The organism is Affinirhizobium straminoryzae (assembly GCF_007004135.1).
GTDB lineage: Bacteria > Pseudomonadota > Alphaproteobacteria > Rhizobiales > Rhizobiaceae > Neorhizobium > Neorhizobium straminoryzae.
The window spans coordinates 83,340-107,558 of record NZ_VJMG01000009.1 but is presented as its reverse complement, the minus strand read 5'-3'; the positions used below and the strand labels follow the sequence as shown (position 1 = coordinate 107,558).

Annotated in this window: 24 protein-coding genes; 13 read left to right on the top strand and 11 right to left on the bottom strand. The window is 63.1% G+C overall.

The window, feature by feature from the left end; all coding sequences use genetic code 11:
• Positions 1–18: 18 nt before the first annotated feature.
• Positions 19–1,233, bottom strand: coding sequence for an NADP-dependent isocitrate dehydrogenase (locus FNA46_RS04085; protein WP_142881067.1), 1,215 nt, complete (start codon positions 1,231–1,233; stop codon positions 19–21).
• A gap of 174 nt (positions 1,234–1,407) precedes the next feature.
• Here FNA46_RS04085 and FNA46_RS04080 point away from each other — a divergent pair, with 174 nt between their 5' ends.
• The 6 genes from FNA46_RS04080 to FNA46_RS04055 all read left to right on the top strand — a co-directional run bounded on the left by FNA46_RS04080 (position 1,408) and on the right by FNA46_RS04055 (position 6,944).
• The gene (locus tag FNA46_RS04080) at positions 1,408–1,938 is read left to right on the top strand and encodes a hypothetical protein (protein ID WP_142881066.1); all 531 of its coding nucleotides are present in this window, start codon (positions 1,408–1,410) and stop codon (positions 1,936–1,938) included.
• A 74-nt stretch (positions 1,939–2,012) separates the two neighbouring features.
• Positions 2,013–4,010 (top strand): FUSC family protein, encoded by a 1,998-nt coding sequence (locus FNA46_RS04075; RefSeq protein WP_142881065.1) that lies wholly within the window; start codon positions 2,013–2,015, stop codon positions 4,008–4,010.
• Positions 4,011–4,077: 67 nt separating this feature from the next.
• Positions 4,078–4,920, top strand: a complete 843-nt coding sequence (locus tag FNA46_RS04070; protein WP_142881064.1) for an RNA methyltransferase — start codon at positions 4,078–4,080, stop codon at positions 4,918–4,920.
• Positions 4,892–5,704: a glutamate racemase gene (murI, locus tag FNA46_RS04065; RefSeq protein ID WP_142881089.1), complete on the top strand. Its 813-nt coding sequence runs from the start codon at positions 4,892–4,894 to the stop codon at positions 5,702–5,704. Before FNA46_RS04070 ends, murI begins: the two co-directional genes overlap by 29 nt.
• Positions 5,705–6,107: 403 nt before the next feature.
• Entirely contained in the window at positions 6,108–6,347 is a 240-nt protein-coding gene (locus tag FNA46_RS04060) for a DUF1127 domain-containing protein (RefSeq protein ID WP_142881063.1), read from the top strand.
• Between the two features lie 129 nt (positions 6,348–6,476).
• Positions 6,477–6,944, top strand: coding sequence for a GNAT family N-acetyltransferase (locus FNA46_RS04055; protein ID WP_142881062.1), 468 nt, complete (start codon positions 6,477–6,479; stop codon positions 6,942–6,944).
• Here the strand turns inward: FNA46_RS04055 and FNA46_RS04050 are convergent.
• Complete coding sequence (locus FNA46_RS04050; RefSeq protein ID WP_142881061.1) at positions 6,920–7,297, bottom strand: VOC family protein; 378 nt, start codon at positions 7,295–7,297, stop codon at positions 6,920–6,922. The two genes, FNA46_RS04055 and FNA46_RS04050, sit on opposite strands and share 25 nt — an antisense overlap.
• Before the next feature lie 49 nt (positions 7,298–7,346).
• Complete coding sequence (locus tag FNA46_RS04045; RefSeq protein ID WP_142881060.1) at positions 7,347–8,057, bottom strand: helix-turn-helix transcriptional regulator; 711 nt, start codon at positions 8,055–8,057, stop codon at positions 7,347–7,349.
• 130 nt (positions 8,058–8,187) lie between these two features.
• Between FNA46_RS04045 and FNA46_RS04040 the strand changes: the two genes are divergently transcribed.
• A complete protein-coding gene (locus tag FNA46_RS04040; protein ID WP_142881059.1) occupies positions 8,188–8,826 on the top strand; it encodes a LysE family translocator in 639 nt (212 codons plus the stop codon).
• A 119-nt stretch (positions 8,827–8,945) separates the two neighbouring features.
• Positions 8,946–10,472, top strand: coding sequence for a helicase HerA domain-containing protein (locus FNA46_RS04035; RefSeq protein WP_142881088.1), 1,527 nt, complete (start codon positions 8,946–8,948; stop codon positions 10,470–10,472).
• Between the two features lie 204 nt (positions 10,473–10,676).
• On the opposite strand, the gene pepT is transcribed toward FNA46_RS04035, so the two are convergent.
• Positions 10,677–11,921 (bottom strand): peptidase T, encoded by a 1,245-nt coding sequence (gene pepT, locus FNA46_RS04030; protein WP_142881058.1) that lies wholly within the window; start codon positions 11,919–11,921, stop codon positions 10,677–10,679.
• Between the two features lie 126 nt (positions 11,922–12,047).
• On the bottom strand, positions 12,048–13,040 hold the full coding sequence (locus tag FNA46_RS04025) for a TerC family protein (RefSeq protein ID WP_142881057.1): 993 nt from the start codon (positions 13,038–13,040) through the stop codon (positions 12,048–12,050).
• A gap of 423 nt (positions 13,041–13,463) precedes the next feature.
• On the opposite strand from FNA46_RS04025, the gene rpsD reads away from it, so the two are divergent.
• Positions 13,464–14,081 (top strand): 30S ribosomal protein S4, encoded by a 618-nt coding sequence (gene rpsD, locus FNA46_RS04020; protein WP_142881056.1) that lies wholly within the window; start codon positions 13,464–13,466, stop codon positions 14,079–14,081.
• A 79-nt stretch (positions 14,082–14,160) separates the two neighbouring features.
• Here rpsD and FNA46_RS04015 read toward each other — a convergent pair whose 3' ends face one another.
• From FNA46_RS04015 to FNA46_RS03990, 6 genes are all read right to left on the bottom strand, one after another.
• Positions 14,161–14,463 carry a hypothetical protein gene (locus FNA46_RS04015; RefSeq protein WP_142881055.1) on the bottom strand — a complete coding sequence of 101 codons (303 nt, stop codon included), beginning with the start codon at positions 14,461–14,463 and terminating at the stop codon, positions 14,161–14,163.
• Positions 14,464–14,483: 20 nt separating this feature from the next.
• A complete protein-coding gene (gene sthA, locus FNA46_RS04010) occupies positions 14,484–15,986 on the bottom strand; it encodes a Si-specific NAD(P)(+) transhydrogenase (protein WP_142881054.1) in 1,503 nt (500 codons plus the stop codon).
• A 183-nt stretch (positions 15,987–16,169) separates the two neighbouring features.
• Positions 16,170–17,003 (bottom strand): RadC family protein, encoded by an 834-nt coding sequence (radC, locus tag FNA46_RS04005; protein WP_142881053.1) that lies wholly within the window; start codon positions 17,001–17,003, stop codon positions 16,170–16,172.
• Positions 17,004–17,006: 3 nt separating this feature from the next.
• Positions 17,007–17,846 (bottom strand): type I methionyl aminopeptidase, encoded by an 840-nt coding sequence (gene map, locus FNA46_RS04000; RefSeq protein ID WP_142881052.1) that lies wholly within the window; start codon positions 17,844–17,846, stop codon positions 17,007–17,009.
• A gap of 30 nt (positions 17,847–17,876) precedes the next feature.
• Positions 17,877–18,593 carry a DNA/RNA nuclease SfsA gene (sfsA, locus tag FNA46_RS03995; protein ID WP_142881051.1) on the bottom strand — a complete coding sequence of 239 codons (717 nt, stop codon included), beginning with the start codon at positions 18,591–18,593 and terminating at the stop codon, positions 17,877–17,879.
• Positions 18,594–18,712: 119 nt separating this feature from the next.
• Positions 18,713–20,554 (bottom strand): PHA/PHB synthase family protein, encoded by a 1,842-nt coding sequence (locus FNA46_RS03990; RefSeq protein ID WP_142881050.1) that lies wholly within the window; start codon positions 20,552–20,554, stop codon positions 18,713–18,715.
• A gap of 133 nt (positions 20,555–20,687) precedes the next feature.
• Here FNA46_RS03990 and FNA46_RS03985 point away from each other — a divergent pair, with 133 nt between their 5' ends.
• The 4 genes from FNA46_RS03985 (at position 20,688) to FNA46_RS25930 (ending at position 24,107) form a co-directional block, all read left to right on the top strand.
• Complete coding sequence (locus tag FNA46_RS03985) at positions 20,688–21,086, top strand: SHOCT domain-containing protein (protein ID WP_142881049.1); 399 nt, start codon at positions 20,688–20,690, stop codon at positions 21,084–21,086.
• A gap of 99 nt (positions 21,087–21,185) precedes the next feature.
• Positions 21,186–22,409, top strand: coding sequence for an LL-diaminopimelate aminotransferase (locus FNA46_RS03980; RefSeq protein ID WP_142881048.1), 1,224 nt, complete (start codon positions 21,186–21,188; stop codon positions 22,407–22,409).
• A gap of 58 nt (positions 22,410–22,467) precedes the next feature.
• A complete protein-coding gene (locus tag FNA46_RS03975; protein ID WP_142881047.1) occupies positions 22,468–23,787 on the top strand; it encodes a homoserine dehydrogenase in 1,320 nt (439 codons plus the stop codon).
• A 182-nt stretch (positions 23,788–23,969) separates the two neighbouring features.
• The gene (locus FNA46_RS25930; RefSeq protein WP_185969715.1) at positions 23,970–24,107 is read left to right on the top strand and encodes a hypothetical protein; all 138 of its coding nucleotides are present in this window, start codon (positions 23,970–23,972) and stop codon (positions 24,105–24,107) included.
• Positions 24,108–24,219: the final 112 nt, after the last annotated feature.

Genomic DNA, 24,219 nt, shown 5'->3' with positions numbered 1-24,219 from the left:
GTCTCGGGATCGGTGAGATCAGGCGGCCATGGCGGCGCGCAGGTTCTCGTCCACCTTGTCGAGGAAGGCGGTGGTGGAGAGCCACGGCTGATCCGGACCGATGAGGAGCGCCAGATCCTTGGTCATGAAGCCGGCTTCGACGGTATCGATGCAGACCTTTTCGAGCGTCGTCGCAAATTTTGCGAGTTCGGCATTGTCGTCGAGCTTGGCACGGTGGGCAAGGCCACGGGTCCAGGCGAAGATCGAGGCGATCGAGTTGGTCGAGGTTTCCTGACCCTTCTGGTGCTGGCGATAGTGGCGCGTCACGGTGCCGTGGGCGGCTTCGGCTTCCACCGTGCGGCCATCGGGCGACAGAAGAACCGAGGTCATCAGGCCGAGCGAGCCGAACCCTTGAGCAACCGTATCGGACTGGACGTCGCCGTCGTAGTTCTTGCAGGCCCAGACGTAGCCGCCGGACCACTTGAGGGCGGACGCGACCATGTCGTCGATCAGGCGGTGTTCGTAGACGATGCCGATCTCGTCGAACTTCGCCTTGAATTCGGTCTGGTAGACTTCTTCGAAGATGTCCTTGAAGCGGCCGTCATAGGCCTTGAGGATGGTGTTCTTCGTGGACAGGTAGACCGGCCACTTGCGCATCAGGCCGTACATCATCGACGCGCGGGCGAATTCGCGGATGGATTCGTCGAGGTTGTACATGGCAAGCGCCACGCCGGCGCCCGGTGCGTTGTAGACTTCCTTCTCGATCACTTCGCCGTCTTCACCGACGAACTTGATCGTCAGCTTGCCCTTGCCGGGGAACTTGAAATCGGTTGCCTTGTACTGGTCGCCGAAGGCGTGACGGCCGACAACGATCGGCTTGGTCCAGCCCGGAACCAGACGCGGCACGTTCTTGCAGATGATCGGCTCGCGGAAGATCACACCGCCGAGGATGTTGCGGATCGTGCCGTTCGGGCTCTTCCACATTTCCTTGAGGTTGAATTCCTTGACGCGGGCTTCGTCCGGGGTGATCGTTGCGCACTTGATGCCGACGCCGTGCTTCTTGATGGCGTGGGCGGCGTCGACCGTCACCTGGTCATTGGTGGCATCGCGGTTTTCCACCGAGAGGTCGTAATATTCGATCTGAAGATCAAGATAGGGCAGGATCAGCTTTTCCTTGATGAACTGCCAGATGATGCGGGTCATCTCGTCGCCGTCGAGATCGACGACCGGGTTGGCAACCTTGATCTTGTTCATGTATCAGCCTCTTCAATGAACGGGGCTTGCCGCCCCGGCTTAGGTGGACAGAAGTCTCGTGCGCTATAGCACCGCAGAGCCGGAACGCAAAGCACTGCCAGAACAATTGCCATTGCCAAATCGATTGAGGGGGATAATCTCCCGCAACGTTTCCAGACAGGGATTATTGCCGCCATGCGGACCGTGCCGCTCGCTTTGCTTTTCGCTTCCTTTGCCACGTTTGCCAGCGCCGCCGATGCCACTGATCCGGTGCGTCAGGTGATGGACATGACCAAGGCCAACTGGGAAAGCGTGGATGCGGGCTGGAAGTTCATCTTCGATCCGGAGCCACTGGCAAAGCTGTTCAGCAAGCGCTTTCAGACAGCCTATAAGGAGGCCGCCAAACACCCGGCCTACGAGACCGAAAACAACCAGCCCGGCGATCCCTTCGGCTATGACGTGGTGACGGATTCTCAGGATGGCTGCCCGCTGCAGAACATCACCATTGCACCTGGCCAGCCGAACGGCGCGGTGACATCCGTCAAGGTCACCTTCAAGCTGTGGACCTGCATCGATCAGGCCGACATCAAGGATTCCGTCAATGAGGTGGATTTCGATGTCATCACCGAAGGCGGGCGTTTCGTGATCGATGATATCCACCGTGTCAGCGAGGGGGAGCGGGATTCGGTGTTTTCGGAAATGCAGGATCTTGCCAAGGGCGAGTGACAGCGCCAAACGGTTTCGCCGCACCGCGAGGCCGTCCCTCGTGAAGCTGCAGACGTGACCAAGGCGCTCCCGGAATGGCATCCAAACCCAAGCTCATCGACTGGATTCACTCGGTAGACCCCGCCCTGTCGCGGGCCCGCATGGGTGCGCGCGTCACGCTGTCGATTGCTCTGTCCGTCGGTGTTCTGGTGCTGGTGCATCTCAATGGGATGGCGTTGCCGCCGATTGCCTTTGGTCTGGCGATCATTCTCTCGATCGAGGGCGGTGTTGCCGTGCGCGATGCCACGCCACGTGGCCAGTTGCTGACCCGCGCGCTCGGCGCCCTCGCAGCGCTGGCCAGCATGTCGAGCGCGATTGCGCTGGAGCAGCACCGCTATCTCTCCGATATCACTTTCCTGCTGATCGTGCTGTTTGCAAGCCTGGCCAGGGTCTACGGACCGCGCGGCTTTGCCATCGGCATGTTTGCCTTCACGTCCTATTTCATCAGTGCCTATCTGAACCCCACCTATGACCAGTTGCCGGGAGCAGCCTTTGCGCTTGTTGTGGCGGCGCTGGTGTCGCATGGTGTGCGCAGCCTCCTGCTGCCGGACAATAGGGGCCGGGACCTGCTGCAGGCGCTGATTGCGATGCAGGGCCGCGCCAACGATATCCTCGTCCGTCTGGCGCTTCTTGCCCGCGAGCATGTGACGACGGATGAGGACCGCGCGGAACTGGTACAGCTCCAGGAACGACTGAAGGAAGTCTCGCTGATGGCGGAGGGGCTTCTGCCACGCAATGCCGATGGCATGCTGGACGAAAGCGATGCCGGCGTGATGGAGATCGCCACCGCCATCTTCGACCTGCATCTGGCGACCGAAAGTGCCGTCGTGCTCAGCGTCTACAACACCGCTCCCTTCGGTCTTGTGCATGCGGTGCTGGAGGGCAAGGACGAGGCGGTCAGCCACTGGAGCGAACTGCGCGACGAGACGCCCGACAAGCACCTGCGCGAAACGATCAATGCGTTCACGCTTCTGCATCGCATCCGCACCCGCTTTGCCGGCGTGATTGCCGAGGGTATGCACGACCAGTTCCGAACGCTGGCGCCCCATACGCCGGATCGCTCCGGTGCACGGCCGGACTTTTCGCTGAAGAACCCGCTGGTACGCGCCGCCCTGCAGATCACGGTGGCCTCCGGCATCGCCATGGTGTTCGGCCTGATGCTGTCGCGCGAACGCTGGTTCTGGGCGGTGCTGACGGCCTTTCTCGTCTTCACCAATACCAAGTCGCGGGGCGATACCGCCATTCGCGCCCTGCAGCGCTCCATCGGCACCGTGCTCGGCATTGCCGCCGGCCTCTGTCTGGCCTCACTGATCAAGGGCGATATGGTGGCAAGCGTCGCGGTGGCCGGGCTTGGCATTTTCTGCGCCTTCTATGCCCTGCAGGCCTCCTATGCGGTGATGACCTTCTTCGTCTCCATCGTCATCTGCGTGATCTATGGACTGATCGGCTCGCTGACGACCGAGCTTCTGCTGCTGCGTGTCGAGGAGACGCTGATTGGCGCCGTGGCCGGCACGGCCGTCGCCTTCGTCGTGTTTCCTGCCCGCACGCGCGAGACGCTGGAGGGAGCGATCGGCCGCTGGTACGACCAGTTGGGCCAGCTCCTCGAATCGGCCCGCGCTGGCGCATCCGGCAATGATCTGATGGAACGCTCCCGCCAGCTCGATCTCGCCTACCGCGATCTTGCCCAGGCGGCTCGACCGATCGGCACGTCCTGGTCGATCGTCACCAAGCCCGGCCATGTACGCCAGACGCTCGCCATCTTCCTCGGCTGTACCTACTGGGCGCGCATGTTCGCCCGTGGTCAGGCCCTGCCGGCACATGCCATGCCGGCAGAGGACGTCGAGGCGGTCAGCGCCCTGCTGGAAAAGATGTCGGCCGCCCGTGCTCTTTCCGGCGAGCCGTTCTACCGGGCTTCGAAGGTTCGTCGCCAGACCCTCGATCACCTGCCGACCTATCATCTTGGTGCCCGGCAGGGGCTGGACATGATCGGCATTCTGCTCGGCCGCCTGACGCCGCCGCGTCGCGTGACCTGAGGCCGGGCTTGCGCGGAAAAGCACGGAGCGATATCTCCCGCGCGACCAAGCATCGGACGGGATCACCATGGCAGGCACGAACAGCGAGCGCGAACTCTTGACGGAAGGTCCGGCAATCATCCTCGTCGAACCGCAACTGGGCGAAAACATCGGCATGGTAGCCCGCGCCATGGCGAATTTCGGCCTGTCGGAGCTGCGTCTCGTCAACCCGCGGGACGGTTGGCCGAGCGAGAAGGCACAGGCCGCCGCCGCCAAGGCGGACCATGTCATCGAGGCGACCATGGTCTTCGACACGCTGGAAGAGGCGGTGGCCGATCTCAACTTCGTCTATGCCACGACGGCACGCCAGCGCGACGGCTTCAAGGAGGTGCGCGCGCCGGTGACGGCAGCCGCGACGCTGCGCCAGCGCTTCAATGCCGGGGAGCGGACCGGCATCCTGTTCGGCCGCGAACGCTGGGGGCTGACCAATGAGGAGGTGGCGCTGGCCGACGAGATCGTTACCTTTCCTGTCAACCCGGCCTTTGCCTCGCTCAACATCGCCCAGGCCGTTCTGCTGATGTCCTATGAGTGGATGAAAAGCGGCATGGACGATATCGCCGCGACCCCTTTCCAGGCGGTGGACCAGCGGCCGGCGACCAAGGAGCAGCTGTTCGGCTTCTTCGAGCAGATCGAGGAGGCGCTCGATTCGCGCCATTATTTCCATCCGCCCACAAAAGTGCCGAAGATGATCGACAATCTGCGCGCCGTCTTGTCCCGGCCGGGCTTCACGGAGCCGGAAATCAGCGTCCTGCGCGGCGTGATCTCCTCGCTCGACGGCTTCCAGCGCCGCTGGCCGAAGGGACGGAAGCCGAAGACGGACGAGGCGGGGCATGACGGGGGCAATGAGGGTGGCGACAAAGGCGACGCATGAGCTGAAACCGGTTCTCGTCTTTGATTCCGGCATCGGTGGCCTGACCGTCCTGCGCGAGGCCCGCGTGCTGATGCCGGAGCGCGGCTTCATCTATGTGGCCGATGATGCCGGCTTTCCCTATGGCGGCTGGGAGGAGGAGGGGCTGAAGGCCCGCATTCTCGCGCTGTTCGCAGATCTTCTCGACCGCTACGATCCGGAGCTTTGCATCATCGCCTGCAACACCGCCTTCACGCTGGTCGGTGCTGATCTGCGGGCCGCCTTTCCGGACATGACCTTTGTCGGAACGGTGCCGGCCATCAAGCCGGCAGCGGAGCGCACCCGGTCCGGCCTCGTTTCGGTGCTGGCCACGCCCGGCACCGTCAAGCGCGCCTATACCCGCGACCTTATCCAGTCCTTCGCCTCGCAATGCCATGTTCGGTTGGTCGGCTCGGAAAATCTGGCGCGCATGGCGGAAGCCTATATTCGCGGCGAGAGCCTGGACGATGCGGCGGTTCGTGCGGAAATCGACCCGTGCTTTGTGGAGCGGGAGGGCCGGCGTACCGATATCGTAGTGCTGGCCTGCACGCATTACCCCTTCATGGCGAACCTGTTCCGCAGGCTGGCGCCCTGGCCGGTGGACTGGCTGGATCCGGCGGAAGCGATCGCAAGGCAGGCCCGCCGGCTGGTGCCGCCGGCGGATGCAGACAGCCACGGCGTCCACACCGACTTCGCCGTTTTCACCTCCCATGCGCCGGATTTTCCGACACGTCGCCTGATGCAGGGCTTTGGTCTTCGCGTGTCGTGAGACAACAGGCATAGCCCCTGCGTCACTGTGGCGCATTGGCAACAAGGAAGCCCATTTCCTGCAAATGCAGATTGCAGGACTTGTGGATGGAATGAGCCTGTGTCAGGTTCTTCGCGTCCGCAACTCTTCACGGAAAGGAGGCACGTCATGGATTATATTCACTCTCTCATGTGCCTCACCGGCGGATATATGATGACCCGTGCGCAGGCTCTGTCCGGCACATTTGGCGGTCATCGTACTCGGGCGCATTTCGCCTGATTTCCCAGCCATTTGGCACCTAGACCTCAACCTCTCTGACGCCGCGCGAACCCGTGTCCAAGCCCTCGTGGCCTGACCTGTTTTGCCGTGCGTTTTCCAACCCGCAAAAGGACCCGTTGCCGAGACGCAGCGGGAATGAAGACTCATGTCCAAAGTACACCCTTTGGTTGCCGATGCTGTCGGCGATCTGCATCGTGAACACGGTTTCTGGCGCGTCGCGGCGGCCCTGGCTGCCGCGGTCCTGCGCGAACGGCGCAAGGCCAACGACCTCAAGCACTTCTCGGACCGGATGTTGCTCGATATCGGCGTTCCCGAAAACGAAGTGACGAACGAGTATCGGATGATCAAGCAGCCGATGGTCTTCTGGCTGGGGTTCCGGCTGTGACCCGCGCGCCTCCGTAAGGAGGCGATTGTCCGGCCGGGCACGATCGTGTCCCGTCCGTCATGCAGCAGAGATACCTTCCGCCCTTCGGGGCGGGAGGTTTTTCGCGTTCGACAACAGACAGGAAAGACCATGCCGTCTTTTGACATCAGACGCCTCGATGCCGATGACATGACCGAGGCCGCCGCCGTGCATCGTGCGGCGTTCAACGCCGCTTTACCCTCGCTTGCCGATCTGCACACGCCGGCGGAAGATCGCGTCTACTGGCGGGAGCATCTTTTCGAAACCTGCACCATCTGGGGCGCCACGGAGGGCCGGCATCTGCTCGGCGTCATCGCCGTTCGGCCGGGCTGGATCGAGCAGCTTTATATTTTGCCCGGCCGGCAGGGAGAGGGCATCGGCTCGGCGCTTCTGGCGCGGGCCAGGAAAGGGCAGGTGACGCTCGATCTCTGGACCTTCCAGGTCAATGACCGTGCACGCCGGTTCTACGAGACGCGTGGTTTCGTTGCGGTCGAGCAAACCGACGGGCACGGAAATGAAGAGAGGGAGCCGGACATCCGCTACCGCTGGCAGGTTCAGACCGGCTGGTCGGCGACGTGATAGACACGCAGCCGGTGACCATCCGGATCGGTGGCGGTGAAGGTGCGGCCGAAATCCATGGTGGTCGGAGGCTGCAGGATGTGGGCCTGCCGGCCGATCCAGAGCGCATGCAGGGCGTCCACCTCGGCATCGCTGTCGCAGGAGAAGACGATCTCGCTTGCCCCCGTTGCCCCTGACGTTCCCGGCTCGACGCCGCGCCGATCCCACAAGCCGATTTTGAAACCACCCGCCAGCACGAACATCGCAAAGGTCGGTGAGGCCTCGACGGGCTTGATGTCCAGCAGAACCTGATAAAAGACGCTGCTTGCGGCAACGCTGTCGACATGCAGAAGAATGAAGTTGGCGGGTTTCATGATGTGTGCCTCCGTGTGTTGAGGCCCACAGATCTACGCCGTTCCACTGTCAGGAACTGTCAGCAGCCGCGTTTGAGGCGCCGGCCTGCTGCCGGGCGCGCCATTCCGACAGAAGTGCGGCCTTGCGTCTCGGATAGCGCTCGCCCGTCTCCAGGAGATCGCTGATCCGGTCGGCGCGGAAATGGCGGAAATCGTTCCGGGTCTCGCACCAGGCGACCAGCACGCGCACCTGATCGAAGTAACCGAGCGCGAAGGGCCAGACGCGGCGTGCGGACTTTTGGCCGGAAAGATCCAGATAGGAGAATTGCAGCGTCTGCTCGCGGCGGACAGCCTCCCGCAGCCGCTTCAGATCGCCCGCCAGACCGTCGACCTGTTCGGCCGGTCCGATCAGGAGCTGGTTTTCCTCGATCTGGTCGCGAAGCGGCGCGGGCAGCACGGCGGAAATGCGCGCCACGGCGGCGCGGGCAGCCTGCGCCAGATCGCCATCGCCCCGCGCGGCGACCCAGCGCGTGCCGAGAATCAGTGCCTCCAGCTCCTCTTCCGAAAACATCATGGTCGGCAGCAGGAAGCCGGATTTCAGCTGATAGCCCATGCCGGGTTCGCCGCGGATATCGGCACCCTGTGCCCTCAGCGTCGCGATGTCGCGGTAGAGCGTGCGCAGCGAAACCGACAGGTCTTCGGCCAGTTGTTCGCCGCGGACAGGACGACGGTATTGCCGCAGCGTTTGAAGGAGAAGCAGAATACGGTCCGAACGCGCCACGATGGCTCCCTAGATTGTATCTTGGTCGCCCTACGAGGCGGGCAATCGGCGATGTGCGCATGTCACGCGGCGCTTGCCAAGCGTTTCCGTTCGTGGCTTGCTTCCCGTCATAGTCGAGAGGGAACTGTCCATGCCGATTGAAAACTGGCTTGCCTTCGTCGCAGCCTCTGCCGTCATGCTGGCCATTCCGGGGCCGACGATCCTGCTGGTCATCTCCTATGCGCTGTCGCATGGGCGCAAGGTGGCGGCTGCGACGGTGGCCGGGGTTGCGCTTGGCGATTTCACCGCCATGACCGCTTCGATGCTCGGCCTTGGCGCCCTTCTGGCAGCCTCGGCCTCGGCCTTCACCGTGCTCAAATGGATCGGCGCTGCCTATCTCGTCTATCTCGGCATCAAGCTATGGCGGGCCCCGGTCAGCGAGGCCGCAGCGGCGGATGCCGAAGAGCACGCGGGCGCGGAGCCAGCCTCGAAAATCTTCCTGCACACCTATGTGGTGACGGCCCTCAATCCGAAGAGCATCGTCTTTTTCGTGGCCTTCCTGCCGCAGTTCTTCGATCTGACGCATCCTCTGCCGCCGCAGATGGTGATCCTCGAGGTCACCTTCCTGGTGCTTGCCACGCTGAATGCCGCGCTCTATGGCCTGCTTGCCTCGATGGCGCGCGAGACCGTGCGCAAGCCCGGGATCCGGCGCATCGTCAACCGCACCGGTGGCTCTCTGATGATCGGCGCCGGCCTGCTGGCGGCCGGCTATCGTCGGGCTGCCGGCTGATTGTCTGTTGATCACGCTCCATTGGGGCGCGCAGAATCGCCGGGGATCTGCTAGAGCACTGCCGGATGAGCGCGGAAAAGCCCCGCTCGACGGATCATGTGCATGAGAGGTTGAAGGCCGTGCAGGTAGGCATCGATATGGGAACTGTGTCCGGCGGGCAGCCGGCCAAGCTCGATATCGAGGAGCTTCTGGCCACCCGTCTGCTGGTGCAGGGCAATTCCGGGTCCGGCAAGTCGCACCTGCTGCGGCGTCTGCTGGAGCAGTCGGCGCCCTGGGTGCAGCAGGTGATCATCGATCCGGAAGGCGATTTCGTCACGCTCGCCGACAGGTACGGCCATGTCGTTGTCGATGGCGAGCGCACGGAAGCCGAACTGATCGGCATTGCCACCCGCATCCGCCAGCATCGCGTCTCCTGCGTGCTGACGCTCGAAGGGCTCGACCTCGAGGAGCAGATGCGGGCCGCCGGCACCTTCCTCAACGGCCTTTTCGATGCCGACCGCGAATACTGGTATCCGGTGCTGGTGGTGGTGGATGAGGCGCAGATGTTTGCGCCCTCGGTCGGCGGCGATGTGTCGGAAGATGCGCGCAAGCTGTCGCTCGGCGCGATGACCAACTTGATGTGCCGCGGTCGAAAGCGCGGTCTGGCGGGCGTGATCGCCACGCAGCGCCTGGCAAAGCTTGCCAAGAACGTGGCGGCCGAAGCCTCCAACTTCCTGATGGGCCGCACCTTCCTCGATATCGACATGGCGCGCGCCGCCGATCTGCTCGGCATGGACCGCCGGCAGGCGGAAATGTTCCGCGATCTGAAGCGCGGCAATTTCGTGGCGCTTGGCCCGGCCTTGTCGCGCCGGCCGCTGCCGATCGTCATCGGTACGGTGGAAACCTCGGCACGCTCCTCCTCGCCGAAGCTGATGCCGCTGCCGGATGCGCCGCAGGATGTGGAAGACCTGATCTTCACGCCGGACCCGGAAGAGTTCACGCGGCCGATCGTGCGCCGCGCGCCGCCGGCACCGCGGCCGACGACGGATATTCTCGCCGAACTGTCCCGCTCGACGCCCTCCGTCAGCGCTTCGCCGCAGGAACCGAGCCGTCCTTCCCAGCCGGAGCTTTCGCCGGAAGAGCGGGAGGAGCGGCTGGCGGCTGTGCTGTCCGAGATCATCGACGATCCGCAGGCCGCCTATCGCACCGATTCGGTGCTGTACCAGGATTTCCTCGTGCGCGCCCGCATGCGCCGCCTGCCCGGACCGCCGATGTCGATGGGGGAATTCCGCCGCCGGCTGGCGATCTCGCGGGCCGGAGTAGACGAGGAAACGGCCGCGACCCCCGGTTGGCAGACGGCGCTGGAGCTTTCCGCCCGCGTCTCGGACGATCTCCAGGGCGTGTTCCTGCTGATGGCCAAGGCGGCGCTGACGGGGGAGCCCTGTCCTTCCGACATGCGCATCGCCAAGGCCTATGGCACGCATTCTGCGCGCCGCGCCCGCCGTCTTCTCGGCTATTTCGAGGAGCAGAACCTGATCGTCGTGCATTCCGACTTTTCCGGCAAGCGCATCGTCGCCTTCCCGGATCTCGATGTGCAGACGGCACCGGGCGCGCCGGATGCGACCGACGACGAACCGGCGCGTGTGGACCGGTTCGCGGCGGAGTGAGACTGTTACCCTCGCGGCGGCGCCTCATCCACCCTTCGGGTACCTTTTCCCCGCGGGGAAAAGGGCGCGCGGCTCTGGTTGTTCTCCTCTCCCCACCGGGGAGAGGGTCGCCGAGCGAGGCGGGGTGAGGGCCCACGCCGCGATAAGCCTATCGTGGGAGACAGCGACCTCTGTATCGTAACGGCGATTGACGGCTTAAACCGCTCAAGCCGCCCGCTCTTCCCACACCTTCACCAGTTCGACGATGGCCGTGACCGCCGTTTCCATGTCCTGAACGCTCACCCATTCGAGCGGCGAGTGATAGGCATGGCCGCCGGTGAAGATATTGGGGCAGGGCAGGCCCATGAAGGAGAGGCGGGCGCCATCCGTTCCGCCGCGAATGGGCGTGATCTTCGGCTCGAGGCCGATGCGGCGGGTGGCCTCCAGCAGGTTTTCCGTCACTTCCGGGTGACGGTCGAGCACGGTCTTCATGTTGCGATACTGCTCTTTGACCGTGAAGGTGAAGGTCGAGCCCGGATAGGCCGAAAGCACCTGTTCGGTGATCGTCTTCAAGAGGTCTTCCTTGTCGGTCAGCCCCTGTTCCTCGAAGTCGCGGATGATGAAGCTGATCTTTGCGCCCTCCATCGCACCGCTGATGCCGACCGGGTGGATGAAGCCCTGCCGCCCTTCGGTCGTCTCCGGCGCCTGGTCCTTCGGCAGACGGGCAACGATCTCGGCGGCGATCTTGATGGCATTTTCCATCTTGTCCTTGGCGGTGCCGGGATGGATGGCGACGCCCTTGATGGTGATCGTCACGCCGTCCGCCGAAAAATTCTCGTTCTCGATCTCGCCGATGGTCGAGCCATCCAGCGTGTAGCCGAAGGCAGCGCCAAGCTTTTCAAGGTCCACCTTGTCGGCGCCGCGGCCGATCTCCTCGTCGGTGGTGAACAGGATTTTCACCGGTCCGTGCGGGATCTCCGGATGGTGGAGGAGGAACTGCGCCGCCGTCATGATCTCGGCGACGCCGGCCTTGTCGTCTGCGCCGAGCAGGGTCGTGCCGTCGGTGGTGACGATGTCATGGCCGATCTGGTTTGCGAGTTCCGGATGCTCTGCGACACGGATGACCCGGCTGGTGTCGCCGGTGAGGCGGATGTCGCCGCCCTGATAGTTCCGGACTAGTTGCGGCTTCACCCCGGTGCCGGAAAAATCCGGTGCCGTATCCATGTGCGCGCAGAAGCAGATGGCCGGAACCGCCTTGTCGCTCGTTGCGGGAACGGTCGCATAGACATTGCCGTGTTCGTCGAGATGCGCATCGGCAAGGCCCAGCGCCTTCAGTTCCTGCTCGAGCACGCGTCCGAGGTTCTTCTGCTTTTCCGTCGAGGGCTGGGTCGAGGAGGCGGGATCGGACTGGGTGTCGATCACCACATAGCGCAGGAAGCGATCGAGAACGGTGTCGGTGGGAAGAGACATGAGCGGGCATCCGATTCTGGCTGACGTGATGGCTCGACTGTAGCGTGCCGGACGCAAGGCGGAAATGGCGGATGCGAAAACCGCGCCGGTCAGACCGGCGCGGCAGGGCAGCTTCAGAGAGCCCGGTTAATCGGCAGACTTGGTCAGCGTCGCGCTGCCGTTGCGGGTGGCCCAGAGCGAGCCGAGGATGCCGGCGGCGAGGATGCCGAGCGTGACCGAGAGCGAGACCACCGGCGGGATCTTGGCAAGGCCCAGCATGTCGGCGAGGAAGATCTTCGAACCGATGAAGATCAGCACGACGGAGAGCGCGTATTTCAGGTAGGCGAAGCGGTGGATGAGGGCCGACAGCGCGAAATAGAGGGCACGCAGGCCAAGGATCGCGAAGATGTTGGAGGTGTAGACGATATAGGGATCGGTGGTGATCGCGAAGATGGCCGGGATCGAATCGACGGCGAAGATGACGTCGGCGAGTTCCACCATCACCAGCGCCAGGAAGAGCGGCGTGATGAAGGTCTTCAGTCTGCCGGTCTTGTCGTCGGCTTCCCGCACCATGAACTTTTCGCCGCGCAGGCCATCGGTTACCGGCAACTTGCGCCGCAGGAATTTCAACACGGGGTTGGAGGCGACGTCATATTCCTTGTCGGCCGTCAGCAGCATCTTGATGCCGGTGACGATCAGGAAGGCCGCGAAGAGATAGAGAACCCAGTTGTAGTTTTCGACGATCGCGGCACCGGCGGCAATCATCACGCCGCGCAGCACGATGACGCCGAGGATGCCCCAGAGCAGGACGCGGTGCTGGTAGGCGCGCGGAATGGAGAAGTAGGTGAAGATCATGGCGATGACAAAGATGTTGTCCATCGCAAGGCTCTTCTCGACCACGAAGCCGGTCAGATATTCAAGGCCGGCCTGTTCGCCGCTCTGGAACCAGATCCAGCCGCCAAAGGCGAGGCCAAGCGCAATATAGAACGCGGAAAGGGCAAAACTCTCCTTGATGCCGATCTCGCGGCTGTCCTTGTGCAGGACACCGAGATCAAGCGCGAGGAGAACGAGAACGACGACGACAAAGGTCAGCCACATCCAGACGGGCTTGCCGAGGAGGTCTATGAAAAGGAAGTCCATGACGGCTCTTTCGAAGCCGGATCAAGGTTGACTGAAAAAGCACCGACATCACGGTCGATCCGGCGATACACGTCAGAGGGGCCCGGTGCTGACACGGCAGATGGGAAGCCACAATTTCGCCTTCAAGAGCGCAGCATCAAAAAAATGCAAGGTGACATCACGGCGCGGCATCGTGGTTAACGCGGCCTTGATCCACGGCCGCGTCGCGGGCGATGTTGACAATTCCATGACTTCCCCCTAAAGACCGCGCCAACGCCGGGTGGAAACGCCCGGTGTTTCATTTGACATGTCCCGTGGTTGTCTCCGGACGCTCCGTGAGAAACCTGTCAGAGCCGCCGCAAGGTTCGGGCTCTTAGGAGGGCGTGTTTCCTCGGGTCCGGTCTGGAAACAGCCCGGTCGTTGTTTGTTTGAGAAGGAAATACGATGAGCAAGCGCGCGTCGTCCAAGTACAAAATCGATCGCCGCATGGGCGAAAACATCTGGGGCCGTCCGAAGTCCCCGGTCAACCGCCGCGAATACGGCCCGGGCCAGCACGGCCAGCGCCGCAAGGGCAAGCTCTCCGACTTCGGCGTGCAGCTGCGCGCCAAGCAGAAGCTGAAGGGCTACTACGGCGATATCCGCGAGAAGCAGTTCCGCGCCATCTATGACGAAGCCAACCGCCGCAAGGGCGATACCGGCGAAAACCTGATCGGCCTGCTCGAGTCGCGCCTGGACGCCATCGTCTACCGCGCCAAGTTCGTGCCGACCGTCTGGGCTGCCCGCCAGTTCGTCAACCACGGCCATGTCACCGTCAACGGCGTTCGCGTCAACATCGGTTCGTATCGCTGCAAGGCTGGCGACGTGATCGAAGTGCGCCAGAAGTCCAAGCAGCTGGTGACGGTTCTCGAATCGGTCCAGCTGGCCGAGCGTGACGTTCCGGATTACATCGAAGTCGACCACAACAAGATGGTTGCCACCTTTGCCCGCGTACCGTCGCTCTCCGACGTTCCGTACCCGGTCATCATGGAACCGAACCTCGTCGTCGAATTCTACTCGCGTTAATCGCGGTGAAAATGGCCCCGAAAGGGGCCATTTTCATATGGGAATCTCATCAGGCCGCTCTTTCATCGAGCGGCCTTTTTCATGCGCGGTGTTTGAGGTGATGCCTGACAACGGTGACGACCAGCGCCACGACCCAGACGCCGAACGCGACGCCGCCCACCGGAATGGTGACCAGCATCAGCCAGCCCGCGACGAAGAGAAAGGACAGAAGCCCTCCGATGTCGCTGCCGAAGATGATGCAGGGATAGCTGCCGCCTTCGTTCAGCGGACAGCCGGCAACGTCGGCGATTACTGTGCTGATCACGACGCCAGCCAAGGGCAGGAGGGCGAGAGAGAGGATCGCGACGAGCGAGATGGCGAAGGGACGCAGGAGGCTGCGCATCCGGTCCCTTCGCGCGCGCATTATTTCACCGCAGCCTTGCGCGGCATGGTGGGGTGGTCGGCAGCCGTAGACCCGGCTGCGTTTACCGGGTCGAGAGACTGGGCTGTTGCCACCGGCGCTTCCTTCGGTCCTTCGCCCATGCGGTTCCAGGCGTCGAGGCCGGCGATCTTGTAGGCTTCGGCCAGCGTCGGATAGTTGAAGGTGTTTTCCACGAAATATTCGACCGTGCCCTTCAGGTTCAGCACCGCCTGGCCGATATGCACCAGTTCGGTCGCGCCTTCGCCGACGATATGGACGCCGAGCAGACGGCGCGTCTTCAGCGAGAAGATCATCTTCAGCAGGCCGGTATCGAGGCCCATGATATGGCCACGCGAGGTTTCGCGGAAATGCGCGATGCCGGTCTCGTAGGGAATGCCGCGCTGGATGACCTCTTCCTCGCTGAGGCCGCAGGTGGAAATCTCCGGGACGGCATAAATGCCATAGGGGAAATATTGCGGCGGCTCGCTGGCCGGCGCGCCGACCGCATGGCGGGCGGCAATGCGGCCCTGTTCCATCGAGGTGGAGGCAAGGCTCGGAAAGCCGACGACGTCGCCTGCGGCATAGATATGCGGCACGGCGGTCTGGAAGGTTTCGGGGTCGACCTTCAGGCGACCGCGGCTATCGGCTTCAAGGCCAGCGGCGGGAAGGTTCAGCGTATCGGTTGCGCCGACACGGCCGGCGGCAAACAGCACCATTTCCGCCTGCAGCGAGCGACCGCTCTTCAGTGTCACGCGGCACTTGCCGCCGTTTTCCTCGCGCACGACGGTCTCCACCGTCTGGCCGAAGATCAGCTTCATGTTGCGGTCACGCAGCTGGTAGGCGAAATCCTCGACGATCTCCTTGTCGATGAAATCGAGCATGGTGTCGCGCGGCTCGACCACCGTTACCTGCGTGTCGAGCGCGCTGAAGATCGTGGCATATTCAATGCCGATGACGCCGGCGCCGACAACGATCAGCGAGCGCGGCACCTTCCTGATCTCCAGCAGTTCGTCGCTGTCGATCACGGCTTCGCCATCGAAGGGAATGTGGCCGGGGCGATAGGGGCGGGTGCCTACTGCAAGCAGGATGGAGGCGGCGGTGGTGCGCAGGATCTCCCCATCGCTCTTTTCGATTTCCAGCGTGTTGGGATCGACGAATTTCGCGCGGCCGCGCATCAACTGCACCCGGTTGCGGGCAAACTGATGCTCCAGCACCTCCACCTCGTGATCGAGCGTGATCAGCAGGCGGCGGCGCAGGTCGTCGGCGCTGATATCCTGCTTGACGCGGTACGAGCGGCCGTAAAAACCGCGCTCGCGCCAGCCGGTGAGATTCAGCGCGGTCTCGCGCAGCGTCTTGGAGGGAATGGTGCCGGTGTGCACCGAAACGCCGCCGACACGGCGACCCTGTTCCACGACGAGAACCTTCTTCTCCAGCTTGGCGGCCTGGATGGCCGCGCGCCGGCCGGCCGGCCCGCTGCCGATGACGATGAGATCGTAATGATGCATGGATGTGCCTCGTCTTGGGATGAGATGCCTATTGCACCGCAACAAATGATGTCGGTCAAATCATAACGTCGATTTCTGACCAATTTCTCATCGGTCTGCGACGTTCCCGCAAAAATGCCGGAATCAGACAAAAGCCCCGCATGGACTGACCGATGCGCTGCACAAAAGGCGGGCCGACTGTCGTCAGATCAGCCGCAGGCCCCGGAAGCTCACATGCCCGTCCTTGCCGATGATGATGTGGTCATGCACGGTAATCCCGAGAGGCTTGGCCGTGTCGATGATCGTCTTCGTCATGTCGATATCGGCGCGCGACGGAGTCGGATCGCCAGAGGGATGGTTGTGCACGAGGATGATGGCGGTGGCGGATAGTTCCAGCGCCCGGCGCACCACCTCGCGCGGATAGACGGGCGTATGGTCCACCGTACCGCGGCCCTGCACCTCGTCGGCGATCAGCGCATTGCGCTTGTCGAGAAAGAGGATGCGGAACTGTTCGCGTGCCTCATAGGCCATGGCGGCATGGCAGTAATCGATCACGGAGGACCAGGAGGACAGCACCTGCTTGCCGCGCAACTCGCTTTTCAGGATGCGCTGGCCGACCGAGGCAATCAGCTTCAGGTCCAGCGCCACGCTTTCGCCGACGCCCTTCACCTCCTGCAGCAGGGTTGCTTCCGCACCGAAGACGCCGGCGAGATTGCCGAAGCGATCGATCAGCGCCTTGGCTATCGGCTTGGTGTCGCGCCGCGGGATCAGACGGAACAGCAGGAGTTCGAGGATCTCGTAATCGGCAAGTGCCGTGTCGCCATGTTCGCGGTAGCGGTTGCGCAGCCGGTCGCGGTGGCCGTGATAATGCGCCGGCGGTTCCTCCACCTTGACGGGATGGGACTTCTTCCCGTTGCCGGGCATGGGCGCCTGTTCGGCAAAGAAACCGCGCTCGTCGGAAAACAGGTCATCCACCTCCGCCGCCCTCTCGTCGGGTCCGTCAGACGTCTTGGAGGAAGGCAGAGGCGGTTGCGGCATGGATTACCCTTTGAGCGGCGCAAGACCGGGACGATCGAGACCGCCCGGCGACAGGGTGAAGATCTCGCAGCCCGTGGCGGTGACGCCCACGGCATGCTCGTACTGCGCCGAGAGCGAACGGTCTCGGGTCACCGCCGTCCAGCCATCGGACAGAACCTTCACATGCGGCTTGCCGAGATTGATCATCGGCTCGATGGTGAAGATCATCCCCTCGCGCAGTTCCGGGCCTTCCTCCGGCGTACCGTAATGCAGGATGTTCGGGCTGTCATGGAACAGGCGGCCGACCCCGTGGCCGCAGAAATCGCGCACCACCGAGCAGCGCTCCTTCTCCGCATAGGTCTGGATGGCTGCACCGATCGCGCCGGTACGCACGCCGGGTTTCACCACGGCAATGCCGCGCATCAGGCATTCATGGGTGACTTCCAGCAGCCGCTCGGCGGCGCGCTTGATCTGGCCGACCGGGTACATGCGGCTCGAATCGCCGTGCCAGCCGTCGAGCACATAGGTCACGTCGATATTGACGATGTCGCCCTCGCGCAGCGGCTTGTCATCCGGCATGCCATGGCAGACGACGTGGTTGAGCGATGTGCAGACCGAATATTTATAGCCGCGATAGTTCAGCGTGGCGGGCAGGGCGCCATGGTCCATGCCGAATTCGAAGACGAAACGGTCGATCGCGGCAGTGGTGACGCCGGGCTTGACCATTCCGGCCAGTTCGTCCAGGCAGCGTGCCGTCAACTGGCAGGCGCGGCGCATGCCGTCAAAATCCTCGCCGGTATTGTAGAGCCGGATCGCTCCCGTGTTCTTCTTCGGCGCGGAGGCCGCCTCGATATAGGTTACCATGGATTCACTTTCGTCTCGGTCAGGTTGTTTTTAACCAGCCGGTCCGTCTTCGTCTATCGGGATCGGCCTTTCCGGGCGGATTCCCTGCGGTGAAACCGTGCAGGAGACGGCATAGGCCTCCACGCCCTGGGCTCTCGCCCGGCGAAAGGCCACGCCATAGGCCGGATCCAGTTCCTCGCAGATGCGAAGACGGGTGCAATCGGCCCGCTGGATCACGTAGAGCATGGCCGCCCTGTAGCCCGCCGTCACCATCGCCGCCATTTCGTCCAGATGCTTGGCGCCGCGGCTGGTCACCGAATCCGGAAATTCGGCAAGCCCCGCTTGCCGCATGTAGTGGACGTTCTTCACCTCGATATAGGCCGGTGGTCGGGCGTCATCCAGAAGCAGCAGGTCGATGCGGGAGTTCTGGCCATAGCGCTGCTCGCGCTTCAGCGTTGCGTAGCCGGCAAGCGCCGGAATGAGGCCGCTGACAACAGCCTCTTCCGCCAGCCTGTTCGGAAGGCCGGTATTGATGCCGACCAGCGTGCCGTCGGCTTCCACCATTTCCAGCATGTGGCGATATTTGCGGCTCGGGCTGTCATGCTCGGACAGAAGGATACGCGAGCCGGGCGTGGTCAGGCCGCGCATGGAGCCGGTGTTGGGGCACGAGCCGGTGATCTCGGTGCCATCCTCCAGAATGGCATCGAACAGAAAGCGCTTGTACCGGCTGATGAGCCGGGCCGATACAAGCGGCGGATCGAACTGCATGTCCGAAAATCCCTCTGGCAGAATGGGCGAGGCTCGGGCTGAGCCTGCCCGATCCTAGATGGCTTTGCGGGCACTTGTCTTTCGACGAAATCCGGTTTCCACGTTTTGCTGGAGCGGCGCTAGCTTCGCACCAGCACATAGGTTCCGGGTGCTTCTCCCAGCGGGGCAGGGCCTTTCGCGCCAGGCTTCCGGGCCGCCACGCGGTCAGCATTGCGTGCCTCGATCCAGGCCTGCCAGTGCGGCCACCACGACCCCGGCGTCTCGTGCGCGCCGGCGATCCACTCGTCCAGCGCGCCGATTGCCGGCCCGTTGGTCCAGTACTGGTACTTCTTCTTGTCCGGCGGGTTGACGACACCGGCAATGTGGCCAGAGCCGCTCAGGACAAAATCCACAGGTCCGCCGAAGAAGCGGCAGCCGGCAAACACCGAACGGGCAGGGGCGATATGGTCCTCGCGGGCGGCGAGGTTGTAGACCGGGATCGTCACGTCCGCGAGGTTCACCTTCTGGCCGAACAGGGTCATTTCGCCCTTGCTCAGCCTGTTCTCCAGATAGCAGTTGCGCAGGTAGAAGGCGTGGTTGGCCGGCGTCATGCGGGTGGAATCGGAATTCCAGTAGAGCAGGTCGAAGGCCATGGGCTCGCGACCCTTGAGGTAGTTGCTGACCACATAGGGCCAGATCAGTTCGGAGGCGCGCAGCATGTTGAAGGCACTCGCCATCTTCGAGCCCGCCAGATAGCCGGTCGCCTTCATCTGGCTTTCGAGCGCGTCCAGCTGTTCCTCGTCGACGAAGACCTTGAGATCTCCGGCATGCACGAAGTCCACCTGGGTGGTGAGGAAGGTGGCGGATTTGACGCGCTTGTCGCCGCGGCTGGCGTGGATGGCCAGCGTTGCTGCAAGCAGCGTGCCACCGACGCAGTAGCCGATGAGATTGATGTCCTGCTCGCCGGTTGCCTCCTCGACGGCCGACAGCGCGAAATCGATGCCCTCCTGGCTGTAGGTCTCCCAGGTCATCTCCGCATGGCGCTCATCCGGATTGACCCAGGAGATCACGAAGACCGTGTGTCCCTGATCGACGCACCACTTGATGAAGCTCTTTTCCGGGCCAAGATCGAGAATGTAGAACTTGTTGATCCAGGGCGGCACGATCAGCAGCGGGCGCTTGAACACCGTGTCCGTTGTCGGCGCATACTGGATGACCTCGCAGACGGCGCTGCGGGCTACCACCTTGCCGGGGGTGAGTGCCAGATTCTGGCCGACCGCAAATTTCTGGTAGTCGGTCTGTCGCAGGCGAAGCTCGCCGCGGCCGGCGGCAATATCTTCCGTGAGCATCTTCATGCCCTGCACCAGATTGGCGCCGTCCGTCGAGACGATCTCGCGATAGACCTCGGGATTGGTGAAGGCGAAGTTTGCGGGGGAAATCGCCGCTGTCATCTGCCGCACGTAGAAGGCGGCCTTGTGGCGGGTGTGGTCGTCCAGTCCTTCCGCCTTCTCCACCATCTTTTCCGCCCATTCTGCGGTGACCAGATAGATCTGGCGCAGAAGGGCGAAGAAGGGGTTCTTGCGCCACTCCTCGTCGGCAAAGCGTTTGTCCTTGCGCAGCGTGTCCGGCTCGCCGGGATCGCCCTCACCGGACAGCCGGTTCAGCGTGCGCATCCAGATGCCCATGTAGGATTGGAGCAGAAGCCCCTGTGCCTCCAGCGTGCGTTGCGGCTCGGACATCCAGTACTCGATGACCTTGGAGAGGGTCTTGATCATGTCGGCCACGGGGTCGATGGTGTCGACCACCTCGCCGCGCTCACGCGGCGCCAGCCACTCGGTGGCCGCCTTGCCAAGGTTTTCCGCCGCCTTTGCCAGGTTGACGGCCAGCTTCTGCGGATCCTTGACGATATAGGCTTCCAGCGACCTGGGATCGAAACCCGCGTAGTCGCCACCGGAGGCTCCTGTCTTCTCCCGCGCATCCATGGCTGTCCGCCCCCCCTCGTTCTGCCCTGCTTGTTCGTTGTTTTGGTTTTTACATTGTGCCCGAAACCGAATACAAGTGCCAGCAAGACAGGCCCGATATGGGTCATTTTTGAAGCAGAATAGGGTTGCATCAATGGTAGGACTGGCGCTGGGGTTCAAGCGTTTGCCGGGGATCATCGCGATCGTGGCGGTACCGCTGGCTCTGGCCGGCTGTAACTCGTTTGCGCTCGACAACGGCAATTCGACGGCCCCGCCGAAGGCTGTGGTGGTGGGCCCGAAGGACGTGCCGACGCCGGTCGGCCTGACGAAGAAGGATACCGGAACCTATCCGACGTTCGGCCAGCCGCTGACGGCTGCCAATACGCAGATTGGCGATGACGAGGCGACCACGTCACAGGCGCAGCTTTCCAGGCTTGCCGCCGCGCGTGCCTCGGGTGCCATGAGCGAGGCGGAGTACCAGCGCCGCGTTGCGGAACTACGCCGTCTGGCCGCCCAGCATGCATCGGATACCGAGAGCCAGATCGCCAAATAGCGCTTGCGTTCGACCGGTTTTGGACGCAAAGCAACCGCGTCGGGAGGCGTTGCGATCGGCGCATCCCACGGGCCCTGGATTTTCCCCGCGAGGATCATGATGGAAGAGTTTCACAAAGTCCGCAGACTGCCGCCCTACGTTTTCGAACAGGTCAACCGTTTGAAAGCCAGCGCGCGAGCGGCGGGCGCGGACATCATCGATCTCGGCATGGGCAATCCCGACCTTCCGACCAACAAGTTCATCGTGGACAAGCTGGTCGAGACGGTGCAGCGGCCCGATACGCATGGCTATTCGTCGTCCAAGGGCATTCCCGGCCTGCGTCGTGCCCAGGCCGCCTATTATGCCCGCCGCTTCGGCGTGAAGCTCAACCCGGACACGCAGGTCGTGGCGACGCTGGGGTCCAAGGAAGGCTTCGCCAACATGGCGCAGGCAATCACCGCGCCGGGTGACGTCGTGCTCTGCCCGAACCCGTCCTATCCCATCCACGCCTTCGGCTTCCTGATGGTGGGCGGCGTCATCCGCTCCATTCCGGTGGAGCCGAACGAGGAATTCTTCCGGGCGCTTGAACGGGCGGTCGCGCATTCGATCCCGAAGCCGATCGCGATGATCCTCTGCTACCCGTCGAACCCGACGGCGACCGTCGTGGAACTCGACTTCTACAAGGATGTGGTGGCCTTCGCGAAGAAGCACGGCATCTTCGTGCTGTCCGACCTTGCCTATTCGGAAATCTATTTCGACGGCAAGCCGACGCCCTCCATCCTGCAGGTGCCGGGTGCCATCGATGTGGCGGTGGAATTCACCTCCATGTCCAAGACCTTCTCGATGGCCGGCTGGCGCATGGGCTTTGCCGTCGGCAACGACCGGCTGATTTCGGCGTTGACGCGGGTCAAATCCTATCTCGATTACGGCGCCTTCACGCCGATCCAGGTGGCGGCCACCGCGGCGCTTAACGATCCCGATATCGAGCAGCATATCGATGAGGTGCGCCAGACCTACAAGCGCCGCCGCGACGTGATGGTCGAAAGCTTCGGGCGCGCCGGCTGGGATATTCCGCCGCCGGCCGCCTCGATGTTCGCCTGGGTTCCGATCCCGGAAAAGTTCCGCCCGCTCGGCTCGCTGGAGTTTTCCAAGCTGCTGATCGAGAAGGCAGACGTCGCCGTCGCGCCCGGCATCGGCTTCGGGGAACATGGGGACGATTATGTGCGCATCGCGCTCGTGGAGAACGAACATCGCATCCGCCAGGCGGCGCGCAACATCAAGCGGTTCCTCGGCACCGCGGACGACACATTGCACAATGTGATTTCGCTCAACGCACATCGCTAGGATTTTTTCATCCCGGGCGGCGTCCTGCCGCCCGCTCTTTCTCGACAGGAATTGACGCATGGCAGACGCCCTCAAAATCGGCATTGCGGGTCTGGGCACCGTTGGCGCAGCGCTGGCACGCATCCTCGTTTCGCGTGCCAACGAACTGGCCATCACCTGCGGGCGTCCAATCGCCATTGCTGCTGTTTCCGCCAGGGATCGCAGCCGTGATCGCGGCGTCGATCTGTCTGCTGCAACCTGGTTCGACACGCCGGAAGCGATGGCCGAAACGGCTGATATCGACGTTTTCGTGGAGCTTGTCGGCGGCGCCGAAGGCCCGGCCGAACGGGCGGTGCGTGCCGCACTTGCCCGCGGCCTGCATGTGGTGACTGCCAACAAGGCGCTGCTCGCCCGCCACGGCGTGGAACTGGCGCGCGTGGCCGAGGAAAAGGGTGTTCTCCTGAACTTCGAGGCGGCCGTTGCCGGCGGCATTCCCGTCATCAAGGCGCTGCGCGAATCGCTGACCGGCAATACGGTGAGCCGCGTCTACGGCATCATGAACGGCACCTGCAACTATATCCTGACCCGGATGGAGAAGGAGGGGCTGACCTTCGAGGCCTGCCTGAAGGAAGCCCAGCGTCTGGGCTATGCCGAGGCCGATCCGACCTTCGACATCGAAGGCAATGACACCGCTCACAAGCTTGCGATCCTGACGACGCTCGCCTTCGGCACGGAAATCGCCGCCGACGAGATCTATCTCGAGGGCATTTCGAACATCTCTATCGAGGACATCCATGCGGCGGCCGAGCTTGGCTATCGCATCAAGCTGCTCGGCGTTGCCCAGAGGACCGAGAGCGGCATCGAGCAGCGCGTGCATCCCACCATGGTGCCGCATGATTCGGTGATTGCCCAGGTCGATGGCGTGACCAATGCGGTGGCGATCGAATCCGACATTCTGGGCGAGCTGCTGATGGTCGGCCCCGGCGCCGGCGGCAATGCCACCGCCTCCGCCGTGCTTGGCGATATCGCCGACATCGCCAAGAGCCGTCCTGGTGCACAACGTGTGCCGGTGCTCGGCACGCCGGCGGCAAGCCTTGCGCCCTACCGCAAGGCCCAGATGCAGAGCCACGAGGGCGGCTATTTCATCCGCCTCACGGTTCTCGACCGTGCGGGCGTGTTCGCCAGTGTCGCCACGCAGATGGCGCAGAACGGTATTTCCCTGGAATCCATCGTGCAGCGGGCCAATGGCGGTGCACCGACCGATGCCAAGACGATCATTCTCGTGACCCATGCCACGACGGAGGATTCCGTGCGCAAGGCGGTGGCGGGCATCAAGTCCGGCAGCTATCTCGCAGGCGAACCGCAGGTCATCCGCATCGAGCGTCCGAAGGCCCTCTGAGACGGCAGACCCTCGTCATAAGGCCTTGCGAATAGCGACTCTGGTCATGAGTCGATTTTGGGCGTAGACTTCCCTTCGTACTTCATGAGCGAAGGGAGGCGCCTGTGATGTCCGTTATTCCATTTTCGTTGCGTCGGAGGACCGAGCCCGATCTGCGGGCAGGGCCAGAGGATCGTCTGCTCGTGACCGGTCCGCCGGTGCAGCCGAACGAGGTGAGCGAGGAGGATGCGCTCGAATCCGATCACCACTGGGGTGTTGCCATGGCATTGGCCAGCTGGCCTCTCTGCCTGGGCGCTTCGGCGGTTCTTGCTGTCATCTGACCTATGTGATCGAGAGGCTCCGGCGCGCTTGACAACAACGGCACTTCAGATTTGCCGCGCCATGCACTAGAAGGCAGGGCATGTATGCCTTTGCACGACTGCAGCGTCTGAA